The 10663-nt window shown below is 71.3% G+C and carries 8 protein-coding genes; 5 read left to right on the top strand and 3 right to left on the bottom strand.

The annotated features are described in order from the left end of the window. Window positions 1-58: 58 nt before the first annotated feature. The 5 genes from AB0J46_RS36705 to AB0J46_RS36685 all read left to right on the top strand — a co-directional run bounded on the left by AB0J46_RS36705 (window position 59) and on the right by AB0J46_RS36685 (window position 7389). Window positions 59-1399: an extracellular solute-binding protein gene (locus tag AB0J46_RS36705; protein ID WP_364338736.1), complete on the top strand. Its 1341-nt coding sequence runs from the start codon at window positions 59-61 to the stop codon at window positions 1397-1399. Continuing rightward, window positions 1383-2270 (top strand): sugar ABC transporter permease, encoded by an 888-nt coding sequence (locus AB0J46_RS36700; RefSeq protein WP_364338735.1) that lies wholly within the window; start codon window positions 1383-1385, stop codon window positions 2268-2270. Before AB0J46_RS36705 ends, AB0J46_RS36700 begins: the two co-directional genes overlap by 17 nt. Continuing rightward, window positions 2267-3145 (top strand): carbohydrate ABC transporter permease, encoded by an 879-nt coding sequence (locus AB0J46_RS36695; RefSeq protein ID WP_358299433.1) that lies wholly within the window; start codon window positions 2267-2269, stop codon window positions 3143-3145. The genes AB0J46_RS36700 and AB0J46_RS36695 overlap by 4 nt, the downstream gene beginning before the upstream one ends. Window positions 3146-3149: 4 nt before the next feature. Further along, window positions 3150-6278 (top strand): glycosyl hydrolase, encoded by a 3129-nt coding sequence (locus AB0J46_RS36690; protein WP_364338732.1) that lies wholly within the window; start codon window positions 3150-3152, stop codon window positions 6276-6278. Between the two features lie 109 nt (window positions 6279-6387). After that, a complete protein-coding gene (locus AB0J46_RS36685) occupies window positions 6388-7389 on the top strand; it encodes a LacI family DNA-binding transcriptional regulator (protein ID WP_364338730.1) in 1002 nt (333 codons plus the stop codon). 93 nt (window positions 7390-7482) lie between these two features. Here AB0J46_RS36685 and AB0J46_RS36680 read toward each other — a convergent pair whose 3' ends face one another. The 3 genes from AB0J46_RS36680 to AB0J46_RS36670 all read right to left on the bottom strand — a co-directional run bounded on the left by AB0J46_RS36680 (window position 7483) and on the right by AB0J46_RS36670 (window position 10607). Continuing rightward, window positions 7483-8202, bottom strand: a complete 720-nt coding sequence (locus AB0J46_RS36680) for a cupin domain-containing protein (RefSeq protein WP_364338729.1) — start codon at window positions 8200-8202, stop codon at window positions 7483-7485. After that, window positions 8199-9143: a PmoA family protein gene (locus AB0J46_RS36675; protein WP_364338727.1), complete on the bottom strand. Its 945-nt coding sequence runs from the start codon at window positions 9141-9143 to the stop codon at window positions 8199-8201. The genes AB0J46_RS36680 and AB0J46_RS36675 overlap by 4 nt, the downstream gene beginning before the upstream one ends. 279 nt (window positions 9144-9422) lie before the next feature. Continuing rightward, a complete protein-coding gene (locus tag AB0J46_RS36670) occupies window positions 9423-10607 on the bottom strand; it encodes a lipase (protein WP_364338725.1) in 1185 nt (394 codons plus the stop codon). Between the last annotated feature and the right edge of the window lie 56 nt (window positions 10608-10663).

Genomic DNA, 10663 nt, shown 5'->3' with positions numbered 1-10663 from the left:
CCGCAAAGAGGGATTCGTCATGCTTTATCACAAAAACTGGCGGCTCGCCGGTATCGCGATGACCGGAATCATAGCTCTCACCGCGTGTTCGTCCGGACGTCCCGAGGCCGGGACGGACCCGGACGCCAAGGTGACGATCCACGTCGGCAACATGCCCACCAAGGACAACGCCGACAATCTCGCTCTGTTCAACAAGCAGGTCACGGCCTTCCAGAAGCTCCACCCGAACGTCACCGTGGTGGGCGAGGAGACCAAGTTCGACCCGCAGACGTTCGCCGCCCTCGTCGCCGGCGGCTCGATGCCCACCACGATGCAGGTGCCGTACACCAACATCCAGCAGCTCGCCCTCAACGGCCAGGTACGCGACATCACCGACCTGGTCAAGGGCGACGCGGTGCTCTCCAAGCTCAACCCGGCCGTCGCCAAGCAGACGCAGAACGCGGAGGGCCACACCTTCGGCGTCGTCTCGGCCGCGTACACGATGGCCTTCATCTACAACAGGGCGCTGTACGAGAAGGCGGGCCTCGACCCCGACACCCCGCCGAAGACCTGGGACGAGGTGCGCGCCAACGCCAAGGCGATCAGCAGGTCGAGCGACGCGGCCGGCTTCACGATCGCGACGACGACCAACTCCGGCGGCTGGATCCTCACCACGATGGCCTACGCCAACGGCAGCACGATCCAGCAGCGCCAGGGCGACACCGTCACGTCCACGATCGACGCGGCCGGCGTGAAGGACGCGCTGACGCTGCTGCACGACGTCCGGTGGACCGACCAGGCCGCGGGCAAGAACTTCCTGCTGAGCCAGGACGACATGCGCAACTCCATCGCCGCCGGGCGGATCGGGCAGACCGTCCTCGGCGCCGACCTCTACCGCGACCTCGTCGGAAACCGCGACATGCCCGGCGACGACCTGGGCATCGCGCCGCTCCCGCAGTCGGCCGCCGGCATCGGCACGCTGGGCGGCGGCGACATCGCCGTCGTCAGCCCCAAGGCCGCCCCGAGCGAGGCGGCCGCCGCGCTGGAGTGGGTGAAGTTCCGGTACCTGAACCGCTTCCTCGACCAGCAGGCCGCCGTCGAGTGGGCCGAGACGTCCAAGGCGGGCGGCCTGCCCGTGGGCGCGCCCGAGGTGCCGCTGTTCTCACCGGAGATCTACGACCGCTACCTGACCTGGGTCTCCGGCTACGTCAACGTCAAGCGGGACAACTACCGGGCCTACTTCGACAGCCTGGGCAGACTGCCCATCCTCGGCGAGCCGCCCGTGGCCGCGCAGGAGACCTACGCGCTCCTCGACGCCGTCACCCAGCAGGTCCTCACCAAGCAGGACGCCGACATCCCGGCGGCGCTCACCCAGGCCCGGACGGACGCGCAGGCGCTGATCGATGCCGCCGCTCAGTAGGTGGACCCAGCGCGGCGGCCTCGGGAAACTCCTGTTCACCGCGCCCATGCTCATCGTGTTCGGGCTGTTCTCGTGGTGGCCGATCCTGCGCAGCCTGGTCCTCAGCTTCCAGCGCACCAACCTGGTCACCGACCCCACCTGGGTCGGGCTGCGCAACTTCAGCAGGGTGCTCGCCGACCCGCTGCTCGCCACCGCCGCCTGGAACACCGTCTGGTTCACCGCGCTGGCCCTGGTCGTCGGCTTTCCCGTGCCGGTGCTGCTCGCCGTGTTCATCGGGGAGCTGCGCCGTACGCGGACGATCGCCAGCGTGCTCGTCTACGTGCCGATCATCATCCCGCCGGTCGTGGCGGTGCTGCTGTGGAAGCAGCTGTACGACCCGAGCGAGCACGGCCTGCTCAACACTGTGGCCGGCTGGGCCGGTGTGGGACCGTTCCCCTGGCTGCAGAGCGCCGAGACGGCGATGCCCAGCATCGTCGTCCAGGCGACCTGGGCGGGCTTCGGCACGACGACGATCATCTACGTCGCCGCGCTGATGTCGGTGCCGCCCGAGCTCTACGAGGCGGCCGAGCTCGACGGCGCGGGGGTGCTGCGCCGGGTGTGGCACATCACGCTGCCCCAGCTGCGCCCGGTCATCCTGCTCATGCTGATCCTCCAGGTGATCGGCACGTTCCAGGTGTTCACCGAGCCCTACGTCATGACCGGCGGCGGGCCGGACAACAGCACGGTCACGCTGCTCATGCTGATCTTCAAGTACGCCTTCGTCGCCGGCGACTTCGGCAAGGCGACGGCCCTGAGTCTGATGCTCGCCGTCTTCCTCACCGCCCTGTCCGCGGTGTACCTGCGCGCGACCAGGGGGTGGAAGCACTCATGAACGAGCGCGGCATCCTGTCCAGCGGCGAGCGGCGCAGGCCGGCGACCCGCGTGGTGTTCACCGGGCTGATCGTGGCCGTGCTCGCCTGCCTCGCGATCGTCGCGGCCGGGCCGATCCTCTGGCTGGCCAAGTCGGCGGTGTCGACCTCGCAGGACATCCTGCGCGACCCGTTCGGCTGGTGGCCGAGCGGCATCCGGTGGGACAACCTGGCCAGGGCGTGGAACGGCATGGACATCGGCCGGGCCCTGGCCAACACGGTCTGGATCGCGGCCGGCAACTGGTTCTTCGGCCTGCTGGTCGCCCTGACCGGCGGCTACTCCCTCGCCATCCTGCGGCCGCGGTACGCCGGGGTCGTCTCGGCCGCGGTGATGGCCACCCTGTTCATCCCGGGGGTCGTCTCCCTGGTGTCGCTGTACCTGACCGTGATCGACGTGCCGGGCGTCGGGGCCAACCTGATCGACAGCTACTGGGCCGTGTGGCTGCCCGCCGCCGCGCACGCCTTCAACGTGCTGCTGGTGAAGAACTTCTTCGCCGAGCTGCCGAAGGAGGTCTTCGAGGCGGCCAAGGTCGACGGCGCCAACTCCTTCGAGGTGTTCCGGCGCATCGTGCTGCCGATGTCGCGGCCGATCATCGCCGTCGTCTCCCTGCTCACGCTGGTGTCGGCCTGGAAGGAGTTCCTGTGGCCGCTCCTTGTGCTGCCCTCGCCCGACCTGCAGCCGCTGTCCGTCGTCCTCTACAAGATCTCGGCCACCGCGGAGACCAGCACGCTCATCGCCGCCATGTTCATCGCCGTGATCCTGCCGCTGGTCTTCTTCCTGCTGTTCCAGAAGCAGTTCCTACGAAGCGCCGGCCGCGCCGGCGCCGTCAAGGGGTGACCCGATGAAAACACTGTCAGCGCTCCTCCTCGTCACCACCGCGTTAGCCGCCCCGAAACTCCCGTACTCCAACACCTTCGAGCCGTGGGCCATCAGCAGGAGCGGCTCGGCCGAGGTCGCCTTCACCGCCACCGCGCAGGGCCACACCGGGTCGGCGGTGCGCATCGTCAACCAGACGCCGAGCAGCCCGAACACCTACGGGCAGCTCGCCCAGACCGTGCCGGTCAAGCCCGGCACGCTCTACCGGTTCACCGCCTGGGTGGCCTCGGAAGGGCTGTCGAAGGCGGCCGCGCTGCAGGCGGTGCTGAGCCCGGACAGCACCCAGCGCTTCAACTTCCCGATGGGCGCCTACGACTGGCGCCAGGTCTCCTGGACCTACACCACCCCGGCCACCCAGACCAGCTTCTCCCTGCGCATCGTCTCCCAGGACGTGACCCCCGGCGTACGGCTGGACGACCTGACCATGACCGAGGACGGCAGCGGCCGGAACCTGCTGGCCAACCCGGGCTTCGAGGAACACTCCACCTACTTCGGGGTCATGAACGACTCCCTGCTCTTCGACCCCGGCAAGGCCGCCCTGGAACTGTTCACCGACGCCCAGAACCCGGCCCCCGCCCCCTGGGCCGTACAGGACGCCCGGGGGACGCAGGTCGCGAGCGGCACGGCCGCCTTCACCGGCGGGAACAGCGTCGTGAACCTGGCCTCGCTGCCCAACGGCTTCTACACCTTCACCTCCGGGACGCTGAGCACGAGCTTCGGCATCGTGCCGCCGATGCCCGCCGAAGCGGCCGGCTCGCCGTTCGGCGTCGGCCTGCACGGGTACGAGCAGGAGCTCATCGACGGCATCGCGCGCATCGGCTACACCCACTCACGCAACGACGTGGGCTGGTCGGCGGTCGAGAAGCAGGCGGGTGTCTACACCTTCGACCGCTACGACGCCGGATTCGCCGCCCTGCACGCCGCCGGGATCGAGCCGCTGCCGATCTCGGCCTACCGCAACCCGCTCTACGACGGCAACCGCACGCCCAGCTCGCCCGAGGGCCTGGCCGCCTACGGACGCTTCACCGCCGCCGTCAACCAGCACTTCGCGAGCTACACCCGGTCGACCGAGGTCTACAACGAGTTCAACATCAACTTCAACGACGGCCTGTGCGGCCGGACCCCCGCCTGCTACGCGCAGCTCCTCCAGGCCGCCGCCGACGCCAAGCCGCAAGGAGCCCGGCTCGTGGGCCCGGCGATCTCCGGCGCCTCGGCCGACTACGTGCGCCAGGTGCTCGAACAGGGCGGTGCGCAGGCGCTAGACGCGGTGTCCGTCCACCCCTACCGCCACCCCACGCCGCCCGAAGGCATGGACACGCAGATGGCGTCGCTGAGCCAGACCATCGACGCCGCCGCCGGCCGCCCGCTCCCGCTGTGGCTGACCGAGTACGGCTGGCCGACCCACACCGCGGGCAGCACGACCGACGCCATGCAGGCCGACTACCTGGTCCGCTCGGCGGTGCTCTCCCTGGCCGGCGGCGCCGACCGCCTCTACTGGTACGACGCCCGCGACGACGGCACCGATCCGAACAACCAGGAGCACAACTTCGGAGTCTTCGAGGTCCGGCGCGCGACGGCCCGCTACGCCGCCGAGCCCAAGCCGGCCGCGGTCGCGCAGGCGGTGATGGCGGCCGAACTCGCCGGACGCACGATCACCCAGCGGGACACACTGGACGCGACGACGTACTCCTTCCCCTTCAGGAGCGCCGCGGGCGACCTCGTCCGCGTCATGTGGGCGTCGGACGGCACGAGGACCGTGACGCTGCGCACCGGCCAGCCGCTCACCCTCACCGACCAGTACGGCGTGCCCGCCACGCTGAGCCCGCACGCCGGGGCGGTCCAGGTGACCCTGACCGAGCACCCGGTCTACGTCAGGGGCCAGGTCGACTCCCTCGTCCTCGACCCCGCGCCCGCGATCACGCTGAAGACGTCGCCGACCGTCGCCGACGGCGAGGGCATCGAGGTGCGCGCGGTCGTCGACCGCACCGGCCGCAACTGCCGCGCCGTCCCCGCCAAGGTGACGGTCACCCTGGACGGGCGGCGCCACGACGTCAAGGTCAAGGGCTGCGGCACCGCCGAGACCGTCTTCGACCTCCCCGCCCCCGCGGGCGGCAAGGCGAGCTGGGTCACCGGCTGGGCCGCGAACGGGAACGAGAAGGTGGCACGGCTGGCGACGCCGACGATCAGGGTCACCACCCCCGTGGTCGCCGCCGTGGGGGTCGACCTCGTCCGCGACGGCGGCTACCGGGCGCAGGCGTCCGTCTCCCTGTCCAACACCTCCCGCAAGACCCCCGTGACGCTCGACGGCATCACCTGGACGCTCGGCAAGGAGTCGGGCACGATCGCCGACACCACCACGCTGCAGCCCGGCAAGCAGGTCTCCCACGCCGTCCCCCTCCCGTCGCTGCGCGTGTGGGAGCAGGGCTACCTCGACGTGTCCGTCAGGCTGCGCGGCCGTCCCGCGCTCCAGCTGCGGCAGTCCGTCGGCGCGGGCCCCGTCGAGCCCGACACGGCCACCACGGTCGCGCCGATCGACCTGGCGGCCGACGCGACCTGGTTCCGCTACACCGCCGACTGGGGCGGTGCCGCCGACCTCGGCGGTCCCGTCCGGATCACGCAGACGGCGACGGGGCTGCGCCTCCAGGCCACGGTCCAGGACGACGTGTTCACCCAGAAGAACCCGGCGGGCAACCTGTACAACGGCGACTCCATCCAGCTCTCCCTGTCGCCCGCGCTCCCCGGCGCCTCCACCGAACGCACCGAGATCGGCCTGGCGCTGACGCCCGACGGGCCGGCCGCCTACACCTTCGCCGCCTTCGGCATCGCGATCACTGGCCCGACCCCGACGGAACGGCTCGCGGTGACCAGGACCGGCGCCACCACCGCCTACGACGTCGTCCTGCCCTGGCAGAGCCTGGGGCTCAACGGACCGCCGGCCGGGGTGTTCGCGCTGTCCCTGCTGGTCAACGACGACGACGGCCCCGGCAGGAAGGGCTATCTGGAGTGGTCGTCCGGCATCGGCCACAGCAAGGACACCGGCCGGCACTTCCCCGTACGACTCACCAGCGGGCTCCAGGGGCCGTCCGGCTCCTGAGGGCTCCACGAAGGCCGGGGGCGACGGCGAGGTGATCGATCACTTCGTCGTCGTGCGGCGCGCGGGCGACCGGCTAGGCTGTGACGCGCAGCGCGAGGAGAGGGGGCCCTTGGACGAGGCTGAGACGCCGCGCCTCACGATCCACGAGGTGGCCCGGCGCGCGGGCGTGTCGCACCAGACGGTCTCCCGGTACTTCAGGAAGAACGAGACCCTGAGACCGGCGACCCGCGCCAAGATCGACCTGGTCGTCCAGGAGCTCAACTACCGGCCGAACCTCGTCGCGCGTTCCATGCGCACGCGGCACACGAACCGGCTGGCGGTCACCCTGCCCGCCTCCGACTACCTGTGGCCGGCGCGCATGCTCCGCGCCGCCGCGGCCGCGGCGCACGCCGAGGGCTTCCAGCTGGAGGTGCTCAGTGTCGAGGGAGATCCGCGGGCCAGGGCGGAGCGGGTGCTGGAGCTGGCCGGTTCCGGGCAGGTCGAGGGCGTTCTGTCGCTGACGCCTCTGGAGACCGATCCCGCCGCCTCGCCGGTGCCCATCGTCGTCACGGGCGACTACGACGACCGACTGCGCGGGACGAACGAGCTGGCGGACGCCTCCCCGGTCGAGGAGATCATCGACTATCTCGCCTCGCTCGGCCACCGGGTCTTCTTCCACATCGCGGGCGCGCAGAGCTGGGCCTCGGCCCGCAACCGCAGGCTCGTCTTCGAGCAGACGATCGCGCGCCGCGGGCTCATCTCGTACGGCGTCGCGCTCGGCGACTGGAGCTCCCGGTCCGGCTACGACGCCGTTCGCGGTCTGCCCGACGGCTGTGACGTGACCGCCATCGTGGCCGTGAACGACCACGTGGCGATGGGGGCCGTACGCGCGGCCCTGTCACGGGGCTGGCGGATCCCGGGCGACGTCAGCGTGTTCGGCTGGGACGACGAGGAACTGGGACGGTTCGCCACCCCCTCACTGTCCACCGTGGCGGTGGACCGGGAGGTGCAGGGGCGGGAGGCGATGGCCCGGCTCATCGCGGCGGTGCGCGGCGAGCCCGCGCCGCCGCCGTCCGACCGGTCGATCAACCGGGTCATCGTCCGCGAGACGGCCGGTCCGGCGCCCGCCTGAGGACCGGCCCGCACGCCGGCGCCGATCCAGCCACAGGACCCGCCGGCGGCTCGATCGGGGGCGCGGCACCCACGTACGCAGCCGGCCGCCCGATCAGTGGCGTGGCGCCCACGTGCGCAGCCGGCCGCACATGCCGAAGGCGCGAGGGCCCGGCCCGGGAGTGGTCCGCACCACGGCGGCCTGCCCGAGATGGGCGGGATCACCACCCGCGATCGCGTCGAGCTGTGACCCCGTGCGCTCGGTCTCGGCGGCGACGGTCTCGTCCCACAACTCCTGCCAGGACGCCACCCGGGGACGCACGATCGCCGCCGCCAGCCGATGGAAGTCCGCCAGCGCCTGCCCGCCGCGCTCCTGGGCGTCCGCCACCAGCCGCCGGAACCCGGCGACCGCCAGGTCCCTGCGAGCCCGCGCGGCCGCCGCCCGTTCATCCTCCGAACCCCCCACCGGCAGCGTCGCCGCGGCGAGATAGGCGTCGCGGTCGCGCAGGACGTCGGCGGGGAAGGTGAGCACGGCGTCCCCGGCCTCGGGCAGGCCCGCGTTCTGCATGATCACCAGCAGCCGGAGCCCGTCCTCGTTGACCAGGCGGTGAACCGTCCCGGGCGAGAACCACAGGACCGTGCCCGCTTCGAGCCGGTCGCGGGCGAAGCCGGCGGCGCTGAGGGTGTGCACCTCCCCGCGGCCCGCGGTCACGACGTACGCCTCGGTCGAGACCGTGTGCAGGTGCGGCGTGCCGCCGTGCACACCGTCGGCGCACTCCCAGTCGTAGACCGCCAGATCGCTGACCGAGGTGCCGCCGGGGAACAGCGGGGTCACAGCGCGAACTCCGGGCCGAGTTCGTCGAGCTCGGCCCGGTCGCACATGTGGTCGATGAAGACGTAACGGTGCGCGAGTTCGAGGGTGTCGCCGTCGGCCAGAGCGATCTCCTCGTCGAAGGAGGGGGAGGGGCTGATCACGGCGAACGCCTCGTTGCGGACGAACCACTTGATCGGCGCCGGCGCGCTGGAGTGCCCGGCGACGGCCAGCACGGTTCCGCCGCCGTCGATCCCGTCGTGCTGCCCGACCACGGCCAGCCACGGCGCCTCGACGCCCATCATCTCCTCGCCGCCCAGACCGCCGGCGCCGATGATCGTGCCACCGGTCCAGGACCTGGGGCCGCGCCAGAAGTAGCCCGCGTACCCGGCCATCGGCCGGCCGTGCGTGGTGGGGCTGCCGAAGTCGAGCGTGGCGCCGCGGACGTTGTGCAGCGACGTGGTGAAGTCCAGGGCCCAGATGCCGCGCGCGCGGTCCACGCCGTGGAAGACCTGGCGGCGCTGCTCGGTGATCCAGTGCTCGCCCCGGGCCGAGAGCCAGTGCAGGCTCTCCTCGACCACGACCCGCTTGCCGTCGGAGGTGACGTCGGTGAAGGCGAGGTGGTTGATGTGGCCGTGGTTGTCCTCCCAGTGGTAGTCCCGCTCCGCCGAGAAGGTCGGGCCGCCCCAGAAGTTCTGCCCCGACAGGTGCGCCCAGGTCATCTGCAGGCCCTTGTGCCAGCGGTGGTCGTGCGGCCGGTAGACCGACATGGGCGCGCCGGACAGGCTGCGGATGGGGTGGAGGTAGGGCTTGGGTGACTCGGCGTCGGGAGCGTCCGGCTGGTGGACGTACCGGGCGATCCGCACGTCGCCGGCGATGATGGCCAGGGCGTCGTCCTCTTCGCGGACGGCGAGCGTGGTGTCAGGCATGGTGTCGGGGGCGGTGTCGAGGGTGGTGTCGGGCATGGTGCGGGTCCTTCTGCTGGGAACGGGGGGGGCGGCGGCAGCTGGCGCGTGGCCGCCGCCGGGGAGTGCATGGCCGGTGGGCGGCCGGACCGCCGCTCCCGGTCTCCCGCCGGACGCGCCACGACGTCTCGCGGGGAGGAGCCAAGAGTGATCGATCACTTTTGCTTGATCAAGCTATGCCGACCACCTCTCGGCGGTCAACCCCGTGCCCAGGGCTCATGGCGCCGGGTTCCGGCCGGCGGAAGCGCCGGCTCGGACGTCACGAGATCAGGGCAGGAACTAGCGGGCGATCACCTGCACCTCGGGGAACCGTGAGGACGGCTTGCCGAGCAGGGTGCCTTCGCGTCGTAGCTGCAGATCGAAGAAGGCCCTGGTGTAGGCGCGGGTGACGGCCACGGAACGCGCCGCCGACAGCGTCCCGTTCACCGCCCGCAACTGCTCCTTCGACAGGCCCATCACCGCGGCCGCCTGCTCGTACACCACCGGCAGGTCGGTATAGGAATTGTGCTTGGCGCCGTTGGTCCGCACGTGCAGCCGCCAGCCCTTCAGCCGGGACCAGAAGGCTTTCTGCCCCCGGATGGGCTTGTCGAAGATCTCGGCCTCCATGAGCATGTACGGCTTGGTCAACCCCTTGGCGGCCACCTTGCCGAGGGCGGGTCCGTCCAGGTTCAGCACCGCCTTGATCCGCCGGTCCGCCAGCATCGTCGCGGCGGCCGTCGCTCCTCCGGCGGAATGGCCGAACATCCCGATCCTGCCCAGGTCGAACGCGCCACGCAGCCCCTCCGGCAGCGTCCGGCGTTCGGCGTCGGGGTTCTGCCCCTTGTTCAGCTCCTTGAGCCGGTCCAGCACGAAGCGCGCGTCGGCCACCCGCACCTTGATCTCTTCGGCCTTCTCCGCCAGCCGGCTCACCGGGACCGGCTTCAGCACGCGGCCGGTGACCGTGCCGTCGGGGAACTCCACCTCGCCGGCGTCGCCCGGATGGTCGATGGTGACCACCATGTAGCCCCAGCTGGCCAGTTCCTCGACCGTGGTGGTGTTCATGGAACGGTCGGCGCCGTTGCCGGGCGAGAACAGGACGACGGGCAGCCCCCGGCCGGCTACGCGGGCCCCTTCGCGGCCATGGGTCAGGGGCAGGCCGACGGCCGCGGGTGACAGGCCGTTGCTGCGGTAGAAGGCCTCGGCGGCGCGAGGCGGCAGCCAGGGCGCGGCGGGGTGGCCGTCCGGACGGCGCGTGGGGTACCACAGGCTGACCATCAGCTCACGCCGGTCGTGCGCCTTGATCCACGGGTCGGCCCTGGAGCCGTCACGCAGGTGCAGTGTGACAGTGCCGATCTCGCGTGGGCCCGTCGGCTGCGGCAGGGTCACGGTGACGGGCTTCGACCTGGCCTGTACGGCGGGTCCGGTGAGCAGGAGGCCGACCGTCACCGCGGCGGCCAGACCTCGTCGGAGGAGTGCGCGATTCATGACCGCCACGCTAGGGAGGCGCAGCCTGCAAAAACTCCGTACCGGAGATGATTTCG

It is taken from the genome of Nonomuraea sp. NPDC049758, assembly GCF_040674635.1.
Classification (GTDB): domain Bacteria; phylum Actinomycetota; class Actinomycetes; order Streptosporangiales; family Streptosporangiaceae; genus Nonomuraea.
Note: the sequence above shows the minus strand (reverse complement) of the source record. Positions and strands in the feature narration are given on the sequence as shown.

What these genes read in the sequence shown, in the direction of transcription:
- AB0J46_RS36705 (WP_364338736.1), top strand. Translation starts at nt 59, where the DNA reads ATGACCGGAATCATAGCTCTCACCGCGTGTTCGTCCGGACGTCCCGAG.
- AB0J46_RS36700 (WP_364338735.1), top strand. Translation starts at nt 1,383, where the DNA reads ATGCCGCCGCTCAGTAGGTGGACCCAGCGCGGCGGCCTCGGGAAACTC.
- AB0J46_RS36695 (WP_358299433.1), top strand. Translation starts at nt 2,267, where the DNA reads ATGAACGAGCGCGGCATCCTGTCCAGCGGCGAGCGGCGCAGGCCGGCG.
- AB0J46_RS36690 (WP_364338732.1), top strand. Translation starts at nt 3,150, where the DNA reads ATGAAAACACTGTCAGCGCTCCTCCTCGTCACCACCGCGTTAGCCGCC.
- AB0J46_RS36675 (WP_364338727.1), bottom strand. Translation starts at nt 9,143, where the DNA reads ATGCCCGACACCACCCTCGACACCGCCCCCGACACCATGCCTGACACC.
- AB0J46_RS36670 (WP_364338725.1), bottom strand. Translation starts at nt 10,607, where the DNA reads ATGAATCGCGCACTCCTCCGACGAGGTCTGGCCGCCGCGGTGACGGTC.